The sequence below is a fragment of the Streptomyces sp. NPDC002403 genome, from assembly GCF_053593015.1.
In genome coordinates this window covers 14,254-33,937 of record NZ_JBSFBQ010000058.1, presented here as the reverse complement: position 1 = coordinate 33,937, position 19,684 = coordinate 14,254, and the positions used below count along the sequence as shown (strand labels likewise).

Sequence of the window (19,684 nt, the reverse complement as noted above, 5' to 3'; positions counted from 1 at the left end):
ATACGCCGGTGGCGGTGCACCGGAGCCCGCACGGGCAGGCGTGGGCTCCGGCGCACCGCCGGCCGGGATCGCCGGTCAGCCGACGTTCACATCGATGCAGACGTAGAAGGCGTTGGCGGTGTCCGCGATGTTCCACACCGCGAGGACCTTCTGCCTGCCCGTCAGGCCGCCGAAGTCGACCTGGTGGGTGACGGTGGCGCCGGGCTGCGCGCCGTGGTCGTCGAACTCGGCGATCTTCCGTCCGCCGGCGAAGTACTGCCAGGTGCTCGTGGCGTGCCGGGCGGTCAGCGTCCACTGGAACGAGGTGCTGCGGCCGACCGGGGTGACCGCCCACCCCTTGGAGTCGTCGTCGAGTTCGGCGAACCGGCTGTTGCCGCCGCTGCAACTGGTCAGCCCCTTGGGGCCTTCCACGCTCTGCGGCTCGTACTTGATCTCTCCGCAGCTCACGGTCCCGGCGGCGCACTGGGCCTGGCGGCTCGGCGGCGACGAGATGTATCCGTGGGCACTGGCCGAACCTGCCGGCAGGCTCAGGGCCAGTACGGGTGCGAGTAAGGCACCGATGACTGCGGCCGTCTTCCTTTTCGCGTGCATGCTTCTCCTTCACCTGAGGCGTCGCCGCACACGAGCGGGCTGTGGGGGCCCGGCAGTGACGGACCGGCCTCTCCAGTGTGGGGGCCAAGAGGTGCGAAGGGCATGGCAGGAACCACTGCCGCGTACGCCCGGAACCCCGGGACGTCCGGCAGGGCACTGCACTTGGACCAGACCATACCCAACGACGCGTCCACGTCAAGGTGTCGGCGCCGTGCGGTGCCACCGCCGTACGGTGCCCGTGCCGCCCGCCCCTACCCGTGCGCCCGGCCGCGCCGGGTCCCGCCCGGCGGTGCGTCAGCCACCCGTCACACCGTCCACGCGCTCGCGCACCAGGTCGGCGTGGCCGGTGTGGCGCGCGTACTCCGAGATCAGGTGCAGATGGATCAGCCGCAGCGAGTACTCCTCGCCGCCATGGACGAAGGTGTCGTCCAGGGAGGCACCTGCCACGATCTCGTCGGCGAGCCTGCTCTCCTCCACGAGGCGGGCGTAGTCCTCGGCCGCGCGGGCCGGGTCCAGGTCCTCGAAGTCCGCGTCCTTGCCCTTCTCCGGGTCGTACATCGGGTCGAACTCCTGGCCGGCGAACCGTTCCCTGAACCAGACGCGTTCGACCTTCGCCATGTGGCGGATCAGCCCGAGAAGGGTGAGATTCGACGGCGGCACGGTCTGTTCGGCGAGCTGTTCCCCGGTCAGCCCGGCACATTTGTGCAGCAGGGAGCTGCGGAACCATGCGAGATAGCCGGTGAGCATCTCGCGCTCGCCGGCCACGAGTGAACCGGGTGTGCGCGTCACGTCGGGTGCTGTCCATGTCATGGCGTGATCATGCCTCGTCCGCGGCAGAACCGGACAGGGTTTTTCACCTGCCGTCGCTGGGCTCGTCAGACCGGGTGGCAGTGGTGGACGTGGTGGCGGAGGCGGCCGCCCCGGGCACCAGGAACGGGACGAGCAGCCCCCGGCACGCCGTACGGGCCGCCAGTGGCCGCTGCCGACAGGGCCCGAACCGAGAATGCAGGCGTGTCCACTCCCACGCGCCCCTCTGCTCCCGCCCGCGGTGCCGGTCCCGATCCACGGGGCGAATGGTCACTGCTGCTTCTGTCCGCCGCTTCCGGGGCGGCCGACGCGTTCGTCTTCATCTGTGTCGGCCAGGTCTTCGCCGGAGTCATGACCGGAAATCTGGTGCTGCTCGGCGCCGCTGCCGCCGGCGGCGGGGAACACGGGGTGGCACTACGGGTGATCACCTCGCTGCTCGCCTACGGCATCGGCGTCGTCTGCGGTGCGTGGATGAACGAGCGTCTGCGGTGGTCGCTTCCGGTGATGCTGCTGACCGAGGTGGCCCTGCTGACGGCGGGGGCCATGCTCTGGGCACTGGATCTGATCGCCTCCGACGGGGACCGGCTGGGGCTGCTGGTGCTCATCGCCGCGGCCATGGGCATTCAGGGCCGGATCCGCGCGACGCCCACCAACTACTTCACCGGCACGCTCACGGCCCTCGTCGGCCGGGCGGCTCTGCGGTCGTGGGAGGAGGGGGACCACTGGGTGGCCGGGAGGCTGATCGCGGTCGTGGTGGGCGCCGCAGCGACCGCGCTGACCGTACGCCTGTGGCCGGACGCGGCGGCCGTGGTGGCTGCACTGCCGGCGGCGGGCGCACTGCTGATCGAGATTCTGCGCCGACGGCCGTCCCGGGGCTGACCGAGCCGGAGCCCTGGGCAGGAGGAAAGCCCCGGCCGGATCGGGGGAATCCGGCCGGGGCGGCCTGTGGGCGGGCGCGGTGCGCGTCATCCGCTTATAGGTGAACGATAAACCACTGCTTCCCGTTCCCGGAAACGCGCACCCCGCACTGTGATCCACGGCACGGAACCTCACCTTCCGGCGGCTCCCCGGTCAGCGCTCCTCACGGAAGAGCACATGCCGCCCCACCACGGGATCGAACTTGCGCAGCACCAACCGGTCAGGGTGGTTCCGGCGACTCTTTCGGGTGACATAGCTCTGCCCCGTTCCGGCCGTCGACCGGAGCGTCACCACGGGACGGGCCTCACTGCGGGCCATGGGCGCCTCCGCACTCCTGCACGATCCCATTCCCCTGGTGAGAATGGGTTTCGTTTTCGTTCTGCTGGTGCAACGCATCGGACCACGGCAGCATTCCCGCCGCACATCCCCACGTCTCGCGCACACCCCGATCGAGCCGGGCGCACGACGCGAGGACGAAACGCGCGGGCGCACAACCGTCCGCACACGCCGGATGACTTGCGTCAACGTCCGCAGGCAGCAAGGCTGTTCGACGAATCGGGGCCCGGAGCAGCCTGTGGCACATGCCAGAAGCAACAACGCATCGAGTGTTGCCAAATCCCTTACGGGCCCCCGTCGGCTGTGCGACAGTCGTCCTCGGTCCACCTTTCAGACCTGGTCGTGCCGCGCCTGTATCGGAGTACGAGATGCCGTCCCCTCTGTTCGCGGACCGCCCCGCCCCACAGCCGTCCGAGCGCCAGGCCGTCGATGCGCTGATCAACCGAACCCGTCGGCTCCGTGGCGATGTGGATGCCGTGCGCCGGGACACCGTACTGATCGACGAGGAAGACGCGCAGCTGCGCTGGCGGCGGGCGCTCTGCGATCTGGCGGTCCACCATCTCGACGATCTCGGCACCCACCTGGGACAGCTCAGGGAGGGCCTGGCGCCCCGGACGGAACATGTCGAGGACACCTCGGCGCCGGAGGCGGCACCGGACACGGCGGAGGCGGGCGAGCGGCAGCGTTACGGCGAGCCGCAGCCGGGGTCGTTGATCGGCCGCGTGGGCAGCGCGGAGTGGAATCTGCTCACCGACGGCGTCAGCTGGTCCGAGGAACTGTTCCAGATCTTCGGCAGGTCGCCCGAGGCCGGACCGCTCTCGCTGGACGAGCTCCCGTCCATGCTGCTTCCCGAGGACCAACCCCTGCTCACCGCCCTGGTGACGGACTGCCTGGTGGACGGGAAGCCGATAGACGGCGAGTTCCGCATCCTGCGGACCGACGGCCGGATGCGCACACTCCACATGATGGGCGAGCCCGTCCTCGACCCGGACGGCTGCACCGCCTCCATGTGGGCAGTCCTGCGTGACGTCAGCGAGTTGCGGCGCAGCCAGCAGGCGGTGCGCCGCAGCCACGACTCGCTGCGCCACCGGGAACACCGGGCCCGGTCCGAGCACCGTCTGGCCGTCGAGCTCCAGGAAGCCGTCCTCCCCCCGTGGCGGGGCTCGCTGCGGCTTCCCTCGCAGGCACCGGGCGCACTGGACATCGCGGCCCACTACCTTCCGTCGGAGTCGAGCTCCCACATCGGCGGTGACTGGTACGACGCACTGGAGATGCCGGACGGCAGGACCGTCCTCACGGTCGGTGACCTGACCGGCCACGGCATCCAGGCGACCTCCTCCATGGCGATGCTGCTGGGCGCGCTCCGTGGCATGGCCTTGGCCGGCATCGAGCCCGGTGTCCTGATGGGGCACCTCAATCAGTTACTGGAGACCTCCGTCCAACCCGCTCTCGGCAGCGCGGTGTGCTGCCGTGTCGATCCGGCCACCGGCACCCTCGCCTGGGCACAGGCGGGACACCCCGCTCCGCTGCTGTTCCGCGACGGGGAGGGGCGACCGCTGCCCGCGCCCGACGGGGTCCTGCTCGGCGCGGCCTCCGGGGTCGCGTACGAGCAGGACGAAGTGCGTCTGCTGCCCGGCGACGTACTGGTGCTGCACACCGACGGTCTGAACCGTCACAGCGACCGGGGTGCGGGCCCGGACGCGCTGCTTGCTCTGGCACCGCGGTTCGCGCAGGCCCGTTCGGCACAGGAGTGCCTGCGGACCGTCGTCACGGAGTTCGGCGACACCGAGCGACTGGACGACGCCTGCGTGCTGATCGCCCGCATCGGGGCGTAGCGGCGCGGCGGCACCCGTACAGAACCACTCGGGCACACGGAACCCCGTACACGGCGAGACGACGCAGGAGGGCGGGCCCGCCTACGGGTGCGGTGCTCGGACGGCCTGTGCTCGGCGCCCCCTCATCGCGGCGCCCTCGTCTCAGATCTGAGAAGACCGCCTGGGCTGTTTGATGATGGAGCTCTGCGGCAGGGAGAGCTTGATCTCCTGACGCAGGTCCTCGATCTTCGCGTGCCCCGCGAACTGACCCGTGAGCCGGTACATTTCGCGCAGCCGGTCCCAGGTGCGGTGCGAGGAGGTCTCTCCCATGGTCACCAGGGCGAGTCGCGCGTAGCGGTCGGCCTGCTCGGGGTCGTCGGCGATGAAGCACGCCGAGGCCAGCGAGATGTAGTCGAAGATCTTGGACCGCTGGCGTCCGTTGGCCCGCAGCTCCAGCGCCCGCTTGGCATGGCGCTGAGCAACGATCGCCACCGACGGATCGTGTTCGGCGAGCGTACGGAACGCCAGGGCCTGCATGCCGTGCAGATCCGCCTCGTCGAACATCTGCATCCAACTGGGCGGCGGTACGTCGCTCTTGTCCGAGGTGAAGAGCTCCTCGGCCTTCCCGAGCGTGCGCCGCATCGCCTGGCCGCGGCCCATGGACGCCTGGGCCCAGGCCTCGATGGTGTGCAGCATCGCCTGGGTACGTGGCAGAACCATGTCCCCGGAGCCGGACTTGGCGAGCTTCATCAGGTCCAGGGCCTCGTCGGGACGGCCGAGGTGCACCATCTGACGGGCCGCCCTGGAGAGTGCCTCACCCGCCCGGGGACGGTCGCCGCCCTCGCGCGCCGCGTGGGCCGCGATGACGAAGTACTTCTGGGCGGTCGGTTCGAGGCCGATGTCGTGGGACATCCATCCGGCGAGCACCGCGAGATTGGCCGCGACGCCCCAGAGCCGGCGCTGGAGATGGTCGGGGTGGTGGTAGGCGAGCATGCCGCCCACCTCGTTGAGCTGGCCCACCACGGCCTTGCGCTGGAGTCCGCCGCCGCGCGAGGCGTCCCAGGCGCGGAACACCTCGACGGAGCGTTCGAGCGCCTCGATCTCGTCCGACCCGATGGGCGCGGCCTCGTACCGGTCGAAACCGGCCTGGTCCGCGTGGAGGGGGTCGTCGATACGTGGCGCGTCGGCCGCCAGCACGGGGTCGGAGTGCAGCCAGTCGTGCATGGGGCCGGTGATGGTCGATCCTGCGGCGAGCGCGGCGCCCGCGCTCACCAAGCCGCGTCGGTTGAGCATGAGGTCCATTCCCGTGAATTCGGTGAGGACCGCTGCCGTCCGCTCGGGCGCCCACGGCAGTCCGTCGGGATTGTCCTGCGTCCCGGCCTCTCGCCGCTTCCCCACACGCCCGCGTCGGCCGAACCCGAGGTCCTCGATGGTCACGACACGACCGAGTCGCTCGGTGAACAGGGCAGCCAGCACCTTGGGCACGGGATCGCGGGGGGACTCCCCCATGTCGATCCAACGCCTCACCCGCGAGGTGTCGGTGGCCAGTTGCGGGTGGCCCATGGCCGCCGCCTGCCTGTTCACCATTCTCGCGAGTTCGCCCTTGGACCAGCCGGCGAGGCCGAACAGGTCGGACAGGCGGGTGTTGGGTTCTCCGGTCACGTCAAGCCCCCAGGTTCTCGGCTGTGTTGACAGTAACCCCCTGTCAGACGCCCTGCGACTATTCGCCAGGGTTCGCCAGGGTGCGCCACGTGGTCTGCCACCTGCCGATCGGTGTCAGGTAGGAAAGCGCCACCCCGCCCGGCAGCCCTAGGTACTCCCCAGGGTGCCGAACGGCCGCCGGCCGGGGCGGTGCACGCAACTTGTCGGCGCGCGAAGGGATCTGTCTCGCCCATGTACACAGCATCGTCCTCCGTGACCGCCCCGCCCCGGCCGCTCCGCCCCCTGGGCGCGGGCGGCGGACCGTACCTCGCTCCGCATGCCGTCGCACCGGCGCCCGGCGCGGTCCGGCCGCGACGGCCCGCGGGCGGTCCGGCCGGTCCCCCGCTCAGCGGCCGGCTGGACCTGTCGGGAGCGCAGGGCGCGCAGCTGAGAATGGCGATCGCCTCGGTGCACCGGATCTGCCCCGAGTTCAACCCGGTTCAGGTGCTGCGCCGCAGCGGCCGTTCGGTGCTGCTCGTCGGCTCCACCGGCCGCGCGACCGCGGTCGCCAAGTGTTTACTGGACCACTCCCCCGCCTGGTCGGAGCGGTTCCGGCACGAAATAGCTGCATACCGTGCGTTCGTCCGGCACCGTCCGCCGGTGCGCGTGCCGCGGCTCATCGCGGCCGATCCGGAGAACTGCACACTGGTGATCGAGCGGATGCCCGGCCGGGTGGCCGCGTTGACCCGGCATCCCTCGGAGGCTCCGCCCCGTGCCGATGTACGGGCCGCGCTGGGCGCGATCAGCCGGGTCAACGCCTGGCGGCCGGCGCCGGGGCTCTTCGACGCTCCGCTGGACTACGCCTCGCGAATCTCCCGGTATCACGAGCTGGGGCTCTTCACCGACCGGGATCTGGGTGATCTGCAGAAGCTGCTGCACGGTCTGGCCCACGCGGGCGGCCGGCAGGGCATGGGGCAGTTCTGTCACGGTGACGCGCTGCTCTCCAACATCCTGCTGTCGCCCACGGGCCCGGTGCTGGTGGACTGGGAGCACGCCGGCTGGTACCTGCCCGGCTACGACCTCGCGACGCTCTGGACGGTGCTCGGTGACGCACCGGCGGCGCGCCGTCAGATCAGCCAGCTCGCGCAGGCCGCCGGGCCCGCGGCGCGGGATGCGTTCCTGGTGAACCTGATGCTGGTGCTGACCCGCGAGATCCGTACGTACGAGACGGCCGTGCAGCGGGCCATGCGCGATTCGGCGTCGGGCGCCGGTCAGGACCGCCCGGGTGCGCTGTCGTCGAGCGAGGAGCAGCGGCTGCTGCTGCGCCGGCTGCACGACGACTGCGCGATGGCCCGAAGGGCCGTACGTGCCGCGGTCGGCACTCGCTGACCCTGCCAGGGGGGTGCGCGCTGCGGGCCCGGTGCCGACACACCGGGCCTGCAGCGCGCCGATGCGCTGTCAGGGGCTCCTGAAGTCGACCGCGTCCACGTCGAAGGAGTTGTCCTGCGGGGACGTGAAGACGAGGTAGAGCTTGTGGGTTCCCTTCAGTTCCTGGACGGGCACGGGCGAGGTCGTCTGGTAGTTGTCCCAGCCACCCGTGTCGGGGACCGGGGTGGTGGCGAGGAGCGGGCCGTCAGGGGTGTCGGCCCGCAGTTCGATCGCGCCGACCCCGTTGGGTGAGGACAGCCGGTAGGCGACCGTGCCGATGCCTTCGACGCTCATCGGGTCGAAGGCGACCCAGTCGCCGTCGGAGACGTCTCCGATCCGCTTGCCGTTCTCGGCTCCTTCCTGGGCGACGATCCGGGTGCCGGACTGCGCGTCGTAGTACTCCGCCTGCTTGTGCTCGGGCTGGAGCACGGCGCGGCCGTAGCCGGTCAGGGCGGAGACGCCGTCGCCGCCCTTGTCGGTGTACTTGGCGTTGAGTACGTAGGTGAGGTCCGCGCCTTCGGGGTGGCCGCCCAGATCACCGGTGTCCACGGTTCCCTCGCAGCCGGGGATGTCGGTGGTGGGGTGCTCGTGGTCGTCGTGGCCCAGGGCCGGGTTGACGGTGACCTTGGAGCAGTCGACCGGGCCGTCCTCGGGATCGGTGACCGTGACCTTGTACGGGATCTTGTCGCCGAACTCGATGAGTTTGCCGCTGACCGGGAATTCGATGGTCACCTTCGGTGCCGTGTTGCCCGCCGTGACGGGGATGTTGGCGTACCCGGACCTGCCGGTGGAGTCGGTGACCTTCAGCTGGGCGGAGAAATCGCCCTTGGCCGTGTAGGTGTGGCTGGGGTCGGCCTCGGTGGAGTCGTAGGTGCCGTCGCCGTCGAAGTCCCAGGCGTAGCTGAGGGTGTCGCCGTCCGGGTCGTTGCTGCCCCGGCTGGAGAAGTCGACCTTCAGGGGGACGGGGCCGTCGGTGGCGGAGGCGGCGGCCTTGGCGACCGGTGCGCGCTGGCCCTGTGCGTAGTCGATGCGGTAGAGCCCGGAGTCGTTGTTTCCGCCGCCGAAGGAGCTGCCCCATTCGAGGACGTAGAGCGAGCCGTCGGGCCCGAACGTCATGTCCATGGGCTTGTTGAATTTCTGGGTGGAGAGGAAGTCGTTGATCTTCAGGACCTTCTGGTCCTTGTCGAAGCGGACTTCCTTGACGAAGTCGCGCGACCACTCGTAGAAGAAGCTCGCGCCCTCGAAGTAGGCGGGGAACTTCGTGGTGGACGGGTTCTTCCTGTCGTAGTGGTAGACGGGTCCGCTCATCGGGGCCGAGCCGCCGCTGCCGACCTCGGGGAATTCCTCGGACGCGCCGTAGCCGTACCAGATCTCCGGCTGCTGGATCGGCGGGAGCCGGGTCAGACCGGTGTTGTTGGGCGAGGGGTTGACCGGGTTGGCGCAGTCGAATTTGGGGCCGACCTCCTTGGTGTCCGGGTTGTACGGGGCGTATGCCTGGTTGTTGCCGTGGCAGAACGGCCAGCCGAAGTTTCCGGCCTTCTTGATGACGTTGTACTCGACGAGCCCTTCGGGCCCCCGGTCGGTGGTGGGCAGTCCGCGGTCGGGGCCGTAGTCGGAGGCGTGGACGTAGCCGGTCTTCGGGTCGACGGTGAAGCGGAAGGGGTTGCGGAAGCCCATGGCGTAGATCTCGGGGCGGGTCCTGGCGGTTCCCGGGGCGAAGAGGTTGCCCTTGGGGATGGTGTAGCCGCCGGAGTCCTTGGGCTTGATGCGCAGAATCTTGCCGCGCAGGTCGTCGGTGTTGCCCGCGGTGCGGGCGGCGTCCAGCATCTGCTTGCCCTCGCGCCAGTCGAGCGGGGCGTATCCCTGCCAGTTCGGGTCGAGGTTGGGCGGGGTGTCGTCGCCGACGCCGAGGTAGAGGGTGCGGTCGGGACCGAACTCGACGGCGCCTCCGGTGTGTCCGGGCTCGGGGAAGGTGCGGTCGCGGTAGGCGGGAACGTCGAGGAGCTTCTTCTCGCTCGCGCGGTCGAGGGTGTTGCCCTTGACCGTGAAGCGGGAGAGCCGGTTGACGTCCTCGGTGGCGGCCGCGGGGGCATAGTAGAGGTAGATCCAGTGGTTCTTCATGAAGTCCGGGTCGAGTTCCATGCCGACCAGGCCGTCCTCGCCGCCGGTGTAGACGTCGAGTTTCCCGGCGGTGGTGGTGGCGTGGGTCGCCGGGTCGTAGATGTTGACCTCGCCGCTGCGCTGGACGTAGAAGACCCGTCCGTCCTTGGCGACGTCGAGTTCCATCGGGTCGGCGGTGTTGTCGTCCAGAGCGACCTTCTCGTAGCCGCTCCAGACGGTGCCGCCGCAGTCGCCGGGCTTGTTGCCCGCGGCCCACCTGACACCGCCCATGACATGGGTGCGGAAGGCGGCCTCGCCGTACGAGGCGGTGTCGTGACCCATGGCGGTCGCCCAGACCCGGCCGCCCTCGGTGTTGCGGCACCAGGAGATCGGGTGGTCGGCGCCCATGGCGGAGCCGCCGGGGTCGTACGTGGTCTCGTCGGCGGTGACGAGGACGTGGACGTCGCCGCGGGGGTTCCGGTCGAAGTTGTACCACTCCTCGGGGCGCTCCCAGCGTTCGGGGAGTCCCGCGGTGGAGGGGTGGACGCGGTCGGCGACCTTGGCGGTGCCCTGGAGGACACCGGGTGAGTGGGCGGGCATGTGGACGCCGCCGTTGATGGCCTCGTCCCACCAGGGGAAGGTGTCCTCGATGCCCATGTCGAGGGTGTTGTGGATGGCGACGACGCCGCCGCCTCCGCGTACGTAGGCCTGCATCGCCTCACGCTGGGCGTCGGTGTCCCAGACCATGCCGGAGTTCTGCAGCATGACGACGACGTCGAAGTCCTTGAGTTTCGTGGTGTCGAAGACCGCGGGGTCGGCGGTCTCGACGAGTTCGAAGCCGCCCGCGGCGGCCTCCTCCTTGAACATCTGCACGCCGGCCGGGATGGAGGCGTGCACATAGCCGACGGCGCGGGTGAAGAGCAGGGCGCGGAAGGCGGGGGCCTTCCCGGTGGTGGCTGCGGAGGCGGGCAGTGCGGTCAGCGCGAGGAGCAGTGCGCCCACCAGCGCGATGAACGTACGCTGCATGTCACGGACATGACAGCGCAATCGGTGACGGCTCACGAGCGGGTCCTCTCTGCGGGTTGCGGACGGGTGGGGTCAGGTGACAGTCCTCAGGGCTCGGCGCAGAAAGGCCAGGCCGTCGGTCGCGATGCTGTCCTGGGTGCCGGCGAGCGGCCGCCACACCGAGGCGGCGACCGCGATGGCGTCGTTGTGCGCGGTGAACGACTCGATGCAGAGCGGTCCCCAGTAGCCGCTTGCGGTGAGCGCGGTGAGGAAGCCGGGCCAGTCGAGACTGTCGGCGCCGGGCGTGCCCCGGTCGTTGGCGCACACCTGGACGTGGACGATGCGGCCGGCCGCTCGCTGCACGGCGTCGGGCAGCGAGCGTTCCTCGATGTTCTGGTGGTACACGTCGAGCGCGAGGCCGATGGTGGCCCCGGGGAGGCCGGCCAGCGCTTCGAGGGTCTGGTCGACGGTGTTGAGCAGGCTCGTCTCGTACCGGTTGAGGGGTTCCACGGCCAGGCGCACCCCCGCCGCGCGGGCGTGTGCGACGACCGGGGCCAGGTTCCCCCGCAACTCCTCGTACGCGGCGGCGCGTTCGGCGCGGTCCATCCGCCAGGTGCGGCCCACTGCCGCGTACATGGGTCCGGCGACGGTGGGGGCGCCGAGGGCTTCGGCGGCGTCGACACAGCGGCACAGATAGTCCTGGGTGACCCGGACGGTCCGCGGATCGGCACGGACGAGGTCGCGGCCGGGCGGCATGACGGCGATCACTGCGGCGGGGGCGAGGCCCGAGGCGTCGAGGAGCTTGGCGACGGACGCGGGTGCCCAGTCCCGTTCGTTCTCCAGCGGGATCTCCACGCAGTCGAAACCCCATGCGGACAGCCGGGGCAGGACGTCGCCCAGTGTTCCGTACGTCACCGGCGAGTGCCAGATCCACGGATTGGCCCCGAGCGGGTAGGCGGCGGTCACTTCTTGCCTCCCCACTTCTCCGGGAATCCGGGCAGGTTCTCGCAGCCGCACATCGCGTAGTGCAGGGGCGGCATGCCCGGCCTGTAGTACTGGTCGAGGGTGTCCTGGGTGACGGTGGGCTGCGGGAGCTTCCACTCCTTCGGGACCTGCTCCCCCTTGAGGATCCGCAGCGCGGCGATGACCGGGGTGCGCCACTGGAAGGTGGGGTACGAGGGAGCGATGGCGGTGAGTTTCTTCTCCTTCCAGACCTGGAGGAAGTCCTGCTGGTCCTCGCCGGTGATGGGCGGTACGTCCTTGCCGGCGTCCTCGAAGGCCTCGACGGCGGCGACGGAGGTCGCTCCGGAGTCCATCCAGACGCCGTCGATGTCGCCGTTGCGGGTGAGGGCGTCGGTGACGATCGCCTTCGTCTTCGCCGGGTCGCCGTCGGTGAACTTCACATCGACGACGTCGAGTCCGCTCCTGTCGAACGCGAGCTTCGCCGCCGACCAGCGGGTCTCCAGCACATCGACGCCCGGGGAGATCCGCAGGGCGAGGATCTTCCCCCCGGGCTTGACCTTCCCGACGAGGAAGTCCGCGGCGACCGCCCCGTATCCGTAGCCGCCGACCGGGTTGATGAAGGTGACCGCACAGTCGGTCTCGACACCGCGGTCGAAGACGATCACGGGCACCTTTCCGCAGGCCTGCTCGACGGCGGGGGTGAGGGTGGCCGTGGTGTTGGGCGAGACGATCAGGGCGTCGCAGTCCTGGCCGGCGAGTTCCTGGATGTCGGAGATCTGCTTGTCGTCCTTGCCCTGCGCGTCGAGCACGGTGAACCCGGTGATCTCCTTGTGGAGCGCGGCCTCGGCCCGCATGTTCTTCAGGCCGACCTGGCGCCAGGGGTTGAAGACCCCGGCGTTGGAGAAGCAGAGCCGGATCCCGCCGCCGCCCTTCTTCCGGAACTGGGTGGTGTCGACGAGCTTCGGGCGGAGCATCTGCTCCCACGGCTTCCCGGCGGGTCCCTGCGGGGTGACCTCGGCGAGGGCGAGCTGGCGCTCGTACTCGGCCCGGTCGAAGAACTTCGACTGCGCGCCGGTGCCCGGGTCGCCCGTGCTGCCGCTCGCTCCGGCGGCGGGCGCGTCGGGCGGTGCGTCGCTCGTGCAGCCGGCCAGCAGCGCGGCGCCCAGCAGTGCGGCGACCGGCGCGAGGACGTGTCCGATCTTTCGCTCACTCATGAGGTTTTCGCTCCCGGGGATTCGGTGCCGCGGCGGCGCGGCCGGGTCCAGTCGGCTGCGCCGAGGGCGACGGCGGCGATGACGATGACGCCTTGCACGGTCGATTCCAGGGCTCCGGAGACGCCCTGGAGGTTGAGCAGGGTGAACAGTGCCTGGAGTGAGAACGCCCCGGCCATCGCCGCGACGACGGAGCCCCGGCCACCGCCGAGCACCACGCCGCCCAGCACGACGGCCGTGATCGCCTCGAACTCGTAGCCCCGGCCCGCCTGCGCCGAGACCCCGGAGAAACCGCCGACCAGTACGGCCGCGAGCGCGGCCGCGCCCCCGGAGAGCACGAAGGCGACGGTCCGGGCGCGCGCGACCCGGACTCCGGCCAGAGCCGCGGCGCGTTCGCTGTCGCCGGTGGCGAGGAGCGTGCGGCCGAAGTCGGAACGCATCAGGCGTACGGCCAGGAGCCCCGCGACGGCGCATGCCAGGACGGCCCACGGCAGCCAGCCGAAGGCGGTGCCGCGTCCGAGCCTGCGGAACTCCGGGGGCAGCGCGCCGTGCGGGGAGCCGCCGGTCCAGAAGAAAACGGCGCCTTCGAGGATCAGCATCATGCCGAGCGTGGTGATGAACGACGGCACGCGCAGCAGGGTGGTGATCAGTCCGCTGACGAGACCGGCGAGGGCTCCGGCGAGCAGCAGGACCGCGGTGACGAGCGGCCAGGGCGCGGCCGGGAACGAGCCGTAGAGTTCCGCGGCGACGACCACCCCGGCGGTGACGATCGCTCCGACGGAGAGATCGAACTCGCCGCAGACGATGACCAGGTACTGACCGGCCGCGAGGATCACGAGGGGGGCGGCACGCTTGACGAAGGAGAGGAAGCGGTCGGGTTCGTAGAAGCCCGGGTCGGTGAGGGCGAGTGCGGCCAGGAGCACCGCGAGCAGGAGGTAGACGGGGGTGCCGGTGGTGAGGGCACGCAGGACACGGCGGCCGGCGGGCGCCTGGGCGGCGGTGGTCATGCGGTCCTCCCCTGCGGGGTGCGGCGGCCCCGCGCGTACAGGGCGACGGCCGCGATGATGACGACGCCGCGGACGACGTTCTTGAAGAACGGGTCCACGGACAACTGGTTGAAGACGCTGTCGAGCACGGCGAGGACGAGGACTCCGCCGAGGGTGCCCGCCACTCCGCCGCGCCCGCCGGCGAGCGCGGTGCCGCCGAGGACGACGGCGGCGATGGACTCCAGGTCGTAGCGGGCCTCCGTGCCCGCCCAGGGGGCCCCGGCGCCGAGCCGTGCGGCGAGGAAGAGGGCCGCGGCGCCGACGCAGAGCGAGCACAGGAGGTGTGCGGTGACGACGGTGCGCCGGGTGCGTACGCCGGAGAGCCGGGCGGCGTGCTCGTCGCCGCCGGTCGCGTACATGTGGTGGCCGAGCCGGGTGCGGCGGGTGATCAGCCACAGGACGGCGGCGACCGCGAGAAGGAGGAAGAGGGAGACGGGGACCGGTCCGATCCGGTCGTATCCGAGGTGCTGGAAGGAGGCGGGGACCTTGCCGGCCGGGCCGGTGTAGTTGTCCTCGATCCAGCCACGCAGGATGAAGGCCGCGCCGAGGGTGGCGATGAAGGCGTTGACCTTGAGCCCGGTGACGATCAGCCCGTTGGCCAGGCCGACGGCGGCACAGAGGGCGAGGACGGCGACGACCGCGACGAGCACGCCCCCGCTCTCCATCGTCTCCGCCGCCACGAGGGTGCCCAGGCTGATGAGGTAGGCGACGGAGAGGTCGAGCGATCCGCTGAGGATGACCACGGACTGGCCGACGGCCACGAGACCGAGGGCGACACAGTTCTGGAGGATCGTGACCACGTTGGTCACGGTCAGGAACTCCCCGCCGTGGGCCGCGACGACGGTCCAGCCGAGCACGGTGACGGCGAGGGCGGCGAGCCAGACCCCGGCCACGGGGCCGGCGGGACGCGTCCGGGCCGCCCGCGTCGTGCCGGCGCGGAGCCGGGTGCCCGGATCGGGCCGCAGTACGGTCATGCTGCTCCCTCCCGTGCGCGGTCGCCGCCGGTGGCGACGCGCATGACGGCCTCCTCCGAGGCACCGGCGGGCAGTTCACCGGCGAGCCGGCCTTCGGACATGACGAGGACGCGGTCGCTCATGCCGATCAGCTCGGGCAGCTCGGAGGAGATGATCAGTACGGCGAGGCCCTCGCGCGCCAGTTCCCGCACGAGGGTGTGGATGGCCGCCTTGGCGCCGACGTCGACACCCCGGGTCGGCTCGTCGAAGAGGAGCACCCGGGGGCGGGCGGCGAGCCACTTGGCGATGACGACCTTCTGCTGATTGCCGCCGGACAGGTACTGGACCTGCTGGTCGGCGCCGTGGGCGTGGAGGCGTACGCGTTCCAGCAGGGCGGTCACCTCGTGGCGGACGACCGGTCTGCCGCGTGCGGGGACGGCGCGGGTCACGAGCAGCGCGTTGTCGGTGACCGACTGGTGCAGTGCGAGGCCCTCCCCCTTGCGGTCCTCGGTGACCAGGGCGATCCCGGCCCGGACGGCCTCCCGGGGACGGGCCGGGCGCAGTTCTTCCCCGCCGACGGTCATGGTGCCCGTGGTGAAGGGGTCGGCGCCGAAGAGGGCACGGGCGAGCGAGGTCCGGCCGGAACCCTGGAGGCCGGCGACGCCGACGACCTCGCCGGCCCGCAGGGTCAGATCGATGCCGAGGATCCGGGAGTTGCCGCCGCCGCGCACCGTGAGCCGTACCTCGCCCGGCTCCTGCGGCCCGGCCCTGGGCGGGTAGTAGGCGCCGAGTTCCCGTCCCACCATGGCGCGTACGACCGTGTCGATGTCGGTGTCGCGGGTGGTGAGGGTCGTGACGCGGCGGCCGTCCTTGAGGACGGTGATGCGTCGCGAGAGCTCGAAGACCTCGCGGAGCCGGTGCGAGACGTAGAGGATGCCCAGTCCACGGGCGGTGAGACGACGGACCAGGGCGCAGAGCCGCTCGACCTCGTGGTCGGCGAGTGCGGCGGTGGGTTCGTCCATCACCAGGATGCGGACCTCGGATGCGAGGGCCTTGACGATCTCGACGGTCTGCCGGCGTGCGACGGAGAGTTCGTGCACGGGGGTCCGCGGGGTGATGCCGGTCTCGTCGAGCTCGGCGAGGAGTTCGGCGGTGCGCCGCTCCATGGTGCGCCGGTCGACGAGTCCGTACCGGGTCGGTTCGCGGCCGAGGAAGACGTTCTCGGCGACCGTACGGTGCTCCAGGAGCGCGAACTCCTGGTGGATGATGCCGATCCCGGCGGCCTGGGCCCGGGCCGGGTGGCTGAAGGAGTGGGCGGTGCCGTCGATGGTGAGGGTTCCCGCGTCGGGTAAGTGCTCGCCCGCGAGGATCTTCATCAGTGTCGACTTTCCCGCGCCGTTCTCCCCCACCAGGGCATGCACTTCTCCGGCTTCGAGGTCGAGCCCCACCCCGTCGAGCACACGCACCCCGAGAAAGCTCTTGGACACACCCTGCATCGTCAGCATCGAACTGCTCCTCGCTCAGTGGTCTGCAGAGCAGAGTCGTGACAGGCATTGGGAGTGTCAAGGTCTCAAGCACCTTTGTTTTAAGGCGACTTGGTCGAGACTTATGCCGATGAACGAACAGAGCATGCCTTGTGAGCAGCGAAAGTCGTCCCTAGGGTGACTGCCATGTCTTCGCCGTCGGATCGCAATTCCGCTGCCGCATCGCACTCGCCCGGCGAGGTGCTCGCACTGATCGGTTCCGGGGCGGTGACGACCCGGGCCGATATCGCCCGGGTCACCAAGATGGCCCGTTCGACGGTCTCCCAGCGCGTGGACGCCCTGATCGCGCACGGCCTCGTGGACGAGGACGCCGACGGCACTTCCACCGGCGGCCGACCGCCGCGACGGCTGGCGCTGCGCACCCGTGAGCACGCGGTGGCCGGGGTGGATCTGGGGGCCTCGCACTGCCGGGTGGCGCTGATGGACATCGGCGGGACCACGCTCGCCACGCACGAGCAGCCGCTGTCGATCGGGGACGGCCCGGATTCCGTGCTGCGGCACGTGGAGCGCACCGTGCGCGCCCTGCTGGAGGAGACCCACCGGGAGCCGGGAACGCTGCGGTCCATCGGCGTCGGGGTGCCGGGTCCGGTGGAGTTCTCCACCGGCCGTCCCGTCGATCCGCCGATCATGCCGGGCTGGCACCGGTACCCGATCCCGGAGTTCTTCGCCTCCCGGTTCGGGGTGCGGGCGCTCGTCGACAACGATGTGAACGTGATGGCGCTGGGCGAGCAGCGGCGCGCCTTCCCGGACTGCCGCTATCTGCTGTACATCAAGGTCGGTACGGGGATCGGCTGCGGGATCGTCGCCGACGGCGAGCTGCACCGGGGTGCGCAGGGGTGCGCGGGCGACATCGGCCACATCCGGGTCGCAGATCTCGACGATCCGTGCCGGTGCGGCAATTCGGGCTGCCTGGAGGCGGTCGCGGGTGGCGCGTCACTGGCGGCGAAGCTGGTCGCTCTGGGGCTGGACGCGGCGTCGGGCAGCGATGTGGTGCGGCTGGTGCGGTCCGGGAACCGGGACGCGGTGCGGATGGTGCGGGAGGCCGGGCGGGCGGTCGGCGAGGTCCTGGCGGGGCTGGTGAACTTCTTCAACCCGGACACGGTGGTGATGGGCGGCGCGCTGGCCGCCGTACACGACCAGTTGCTCGCGGGGGTGCGGGAGGCGGTGTACCGGCGCTCGCATCCGCTGGCCACCCAGCTGCTGCGGATCGAGCCGAGCCGTACGGGTGAGAACGCGGCGGCGGTGGGTGCGGGGATCCTCGCCATCGAGCACGCCCTGTCTCCCGAGCAGGTGAACCGGCTGGTCGCGGGCTGATGCGAGTGCCCCCGCGCGCACGGACGGTATGCGCGGGGGCACCGGTCACAAGGCACTCGGCCGTGCGGTCACGCGGGAGTCATCAGGTCCCACCGGGCCTCGAACAGTACGCACCGGTACTGTGCCCAGCTCCCGTCGGCGACACCCGCGTCCCCGGCGGCCACGCACTCCTGCTGGGTGCCGAACGAGCCGGAGACGTCCCAGCCCTGCGCCCCGGTCCCGGACGCGGCGGCGGCCGAGGCCGTCGCGACGGTGACGACGGCTCCGGCGCAGGTGAGTGCGAGCGCCACGGCAAGGCCCACGACCGCGGTGGCGGCGGTCCTGATCGGCTTGTGCATGAAGGCCTCCTTCTGGTTGTCCGGATACCCGGCGTTCCTGCCGCCGCGAGAGCCGCGGCGAGGTCTCAGCGCGTGCGCACGATGTCCACGTCGGAAGCCTTCACGAAGGCGATCCGGTGGCCGATCTGGACCGTCACGTACTTCTCCTTGCCACGGAAGTACGCGTGGTCGAGCGGGTACGAGGAGTCGATCGTCGGCGCGTAGAAGAAGCCGGTCGGCGCCTCGCCGCCGCCGGGGTAGGACTGGCCGGCCTTGATCGTGTACTGGAGCGGCGCGCCCACCCGCTTGTCCGCGAAGTCCGCGGGGTACTCGGACTTCTCCGGGTACGCGACCCCGTACACCGGCACGTCCGTGCGGCCCGCCTTCGGCCTGACGACATAGCCGGAGGTGGGCGTGGTGTTGCGGCTGCGGGCCGGGGTCTGGAACCAGGCCTTCTGGCCGTACCACCAGATCGCCGTCCAGCCGGGGGCGTGGTCCGCGACGACGGCCTGCTGGGTGGCACTGATCTTGCTGCCCCAGTCGGCGGCGCAGTTCGTGCCGGGCGAGCCGTCGGTGTGCAGGCCGGGGTCGGAGAAGAGGGGCGCGTCGGTGGACGGCGCAGTGTGCAGCGGGACGGCGCTGGAGCCCTGGACCGGCAGGTCGACGCCCTTCTCGCAGTCGCGGAACGCCTGCTGGTTCTTCTTGAAGTCCGGGCTGACGGTGATCAGTTCACTGCTCTCGGAGGCGCTCGGCACGGTGGGCTTGCCGAGCAGCGCCATGAAGCGGTTCCAGTCCCAGTAGGTGCCCGGGTCCCAGTGCATGTTCTTGGTGCCGGACGCGCTGGTGGGCGGCACTCCGTCGTGGCCGATGATGTGCTGGCGGTCGAGCGGTATGTCGTACTTGGCCGCGAGGTGGCGCACCAGCCTGGCGGTCGAGCGGTACATCTCGGGGGTGTACCACTTGGCGCCCTCGACGGCGACGCCCTCCTGCTCGATGCCTATGGAGTGGCTGTTGACGTACCAGTTGCCCGCCTGCCAGGCGACGTCCTTGCCCTTGACCATCTGGGTGACATGGCCGTCGGACGAACGCACCACGTAGTGGGCGGAGGTCTGCTTCAGCGGGTTCTGGAAGATCTTCAGGGTGGTGTCGAAGTCTTCCTCGGTGTCGTGCAGAACAATGAACCTGATCTTGTTGGTGTGCGGCCGGTCCGCGGTGTCGTAGTTCCCGTACGTCTCCTTGTCGGCCGGGTCACCCGTCTGCTGGTAGGCCGCCGGTACCCAGTCGCATGCGAGGCTGCGCGGGCATTCCGGTCGCACCCCGTCCGCGCCGGCCTGCGCCGCGGGGCTGAGCAGCGCCATGCTCAGTGCGCCGACACCTGTCAGCGCGAGTGCGAGTCCGGTCCTCTGCTTGGAGGTCATGACAACCCTTCTTGGAGCCGTACGTGATGGAGCCGTGCGTGATCCGATCCCACTGTTCCGCTGTGCGCGCACACTCTCCGACTTGAGATGACAGCACGTCAAGGGATCAGCGGAGGTCACGGTTCGAGCCAGTGGACCAGACCACTGGCGGGGTGTCTGACCTGCGACGGAAAGAATGAACCGGTGTTGCGCGACGGCTCGTTGCCGGGGTTCTGCGCAGCGGCCGGGTGATCTCCGGCGCGCGCCGGAGCACCTCCCACGAGCAAGCCTTTTATGTG

Annotated in this window: 16 protein-coding genes; 4 read left to right on the top strand and 12 right to left on the bottom strand. The window is 70.5% G+C overall.

The features are described from left to right. Positions 1 to 75 precede the first annotated feature (75 nt). Positions 76 to 591 carry a lytic polysaccharide monooxygenase auxiliary activity family 9 protein gene (locus tag ACWCPY_RS36475; protein WP_451272431.1) on the bottom strand — a complete coding sequence of 172 codons (516 nt, stop codon included), beginning with the start codon at positions 589 to 591 and terminating at the stop codon, positions 76 to 78. Positions 592 to 885: 294 nt separating this feature from the next. Next, positions 886 to 1,401 carry a DinB family protein gene (locus ACWCPY_RS36470; protein ID WP_451272429.1) on the bottom strand — a complete coding sequence of 172 codons (516 nt, stop codon included), beginning with the start codon at positions 1,399 to 1,401 and terminating at the stop codon, positions 886 to 888. Between the two features lie 201 nt (positions 1,402 to 1,602). Between ACWCPY_RS36470 and ACWCPY_RS36465 the strand changes: the two genes are divergently transcribed. Next, positions 1,603 to 2,277 (top strand): YoaK family protein, encoded by a 675-nt coding sequence (locus tag ACWCPY_RS36465; RefSeq protein WP_451272427.1) that lies wholly within the window; start codon positions 1,603 to 1,605, stop codon positions 2,275 to 2,277. A gap of 192 nt (positions 2,278 to 2,469) precedes the next feature. Here the strand turns inward: ACWCPY_RS36465 and rpmG are convergent, their stop codons facing one another. Next, entirely contained in the window at positions 2,470 to 2,634 is a 165-nt protein-coding gene (rpmG, locus tag ACWCPY_RS36460) for a 50S ribosomal protein L33 (RefSeq protein ID WP_451272425.1), read from the bottom strand. A 386-nt stretch (positions 2,635 to 3,020) separates the two neighbouring features. Between rpmG and ACWCPY_RS36455 the strand changes: the two genes are divergently transcribed. Beyond that, complete coding sequence (locus tag ACWCPY_RS36455; RefSeq protein WP_451272423.1) at positions 3,021 to 4,487, top strand: PP2C family protein-serine/threonine phosphatase; 1,467 nt, start codon at positions 3,021 to 3,023, stop codon at positions 4,485 to 4,487. Positions 4,488 to 4,628: 141 nt separating this feature from the next. Here ACWCPY_RS36455 and ACWCPY_RS36450 read toward each other — a convergent pair whose 3' ends face one another. After that, on the bottom strand, positions 4,629 to 6,128 hold the full coding sequence (locus tag ACWCPY_RS36450) for a DNA-binding protein NsdB (protein WP_451272421.1): 1,500 nt from the start codon (positions 6,126 to 6,128) through the stop codon (positions 4,629 to 4,631). A 231-nt stretch (positions 6,129 to 6,359) separates the two neighbouring features. On the opposite strand from ACWCPY_RS36450, the gene ACWCPY_RS36445 reads away from it, so the two are divergent. After that, positions 6,360 to 7,496 (top strand): aminoglycoside phosphotransferase family protein, encoded by a 1,137-nt coding sequence (locus ACWCPY_RS36445; RefSeq protein WP_451272419.1) that lies wholly within the window; start codon positions 6,360 to 6,362, stop codon positions 7,494 to 7,496. Positions 7,497 to 7,565: 69 nt separating this feature from the next. On the opposite strand, the gene ACWCPY_RS36440 is transcribed toward ACWCPY_RS36445, so the two are convergent. From ACWCPY_RS36440 to ACWCPY_RS36415, 6 genes are all read right to left on the bottom strand, one after another. Then, positions 7,566 to 10,661, bottom strand: coding sequence for a ThuA domain-containing protein (locus tag ACWCPY_RS36440; protein WP_451272417.1), 3,096 nt, complete (start codon positions 10,659 to 10,661; stop codon positions 7,566 to 7,568). 72 nt (positions 10,662 to 10,733) lie between these two features. Beyond that, positions 10,734 to 11,606: a sugar phosphate isomerase/epimerase family protein gene (locus ACWCPY_RS36435; RefSeq protein ID WP_451272415.1), complete on the bottom strand. Its 873-nt coding sequence runs from the start codon at positions 11,604 to 11,606 to the stop codon at positions 10,734 to 10,736. Next, positions 11,603 to 12,817, bottom strand: coding sequence for a substrate-binding domain-containing protein (locus tag ACWCPY_RS36430; RefSeq protein WP_451272413.1), 1,215 nt, complete (start codon positions 12,815 to 12,817; stop codon positions 11,603 to 11,605). Before ACWCPY_RS36430 ends, ACWCPY_RS36435 begins: the two co-directional genes overlap by 4 nt. Then, complete coding sequence (locus tag ACWCPY_RS36425; RefSeq protein WP_451272411.1) at positions 12,814 to 13,821, bottom strand: ABC transporter permease; 1,008 nt, start codon at positions 13,819 to 13,821, stop codon at positions 12,814 to 12,816. The genes ACWCPY_RS36430 and ACWCPY_RS36425 overlap by 4 nt, the downstream gene beginning before the upstream one ends. Beyond that, the gene (locus ACWCPY_RS36420; protein WP_451272409.1) at positions 13,818 to 14,834 is read right to left on the bottom strand and encodes an ABC transporter permease; all 1,017 of its coding nucleotides are present in this window, start codon (positions 14,832 to 14,834) and stop codon (positions 13,818 to 13,820) included. The genes ACWCPY_RS36425 and ACWCPY_RS36420 overlap by 4 nt, the downstream gene beginning before the upstream one ends. Then, complete coding sequence (locus ACWCPY_RS36415; RefSeq protein ID WP_451272407.1) at positions 14,831 to 16,318, bottom strand: sugar ABC transporter ATP-binding protein; 1,488 nt, start codon at positions 16,316 to 16,318, stop codon at positions 14,831 to 14,833. The genes ACWCPY_RS36420 and ACWCPY_RS36415 overlap by 4 nt, the downstream gene beginning before the upstream one ends. A gap of 165 nt (positions 16,319 to 16,483) precedes the next feature. On the opposite strand from ACWCPY_RS36415, the gene ACWCPY_RS36410 reads away from it, so the two are divergent. Further along, positions 16,484 to 17,671, top strand: coding sequence for an ROK family transcriptional regulator (locus ACWCPY_RS36410; RefSeq protein WP_451272405.1), 1,188 nt, complete (start codon positions 16,484 to 16,486; stop codon positions 17,669 to 17,671). Between the two features lie 68 nt (positions 17,672 to 17,739). Here ACWCPY_RS36410 and ACWCPY_RS36405 read toward each other — a convergent pair whose 3' ends face one another. Beyond that, a complete protein-coding gene (locus tag ACWCPY_RS36405) occupies positions 17,740 to 18,009 on the bottom strand; it encodes a hypothetical protein (protein WP_451272403.1) in 270 nt (89 codons plus the stop codon). A gap of 65 nt (positions 18,010 to 18,074) precedes the next feature. Continuing rightward, on the bottom strand, positions 18,075 to 19,406 hold the full coding sequence (locus ACWCPY_RS36400; protein WP_451272401.1) for an N-acetylmuramoyl-L-alanine amidase: 1,332 nt from the start codon (positions 19,404 to 19,406) through the stop codon (positions 18,075 to 18,077). Positions 19,407 to 19,684 lie beyond the last annotated feature (278 nt).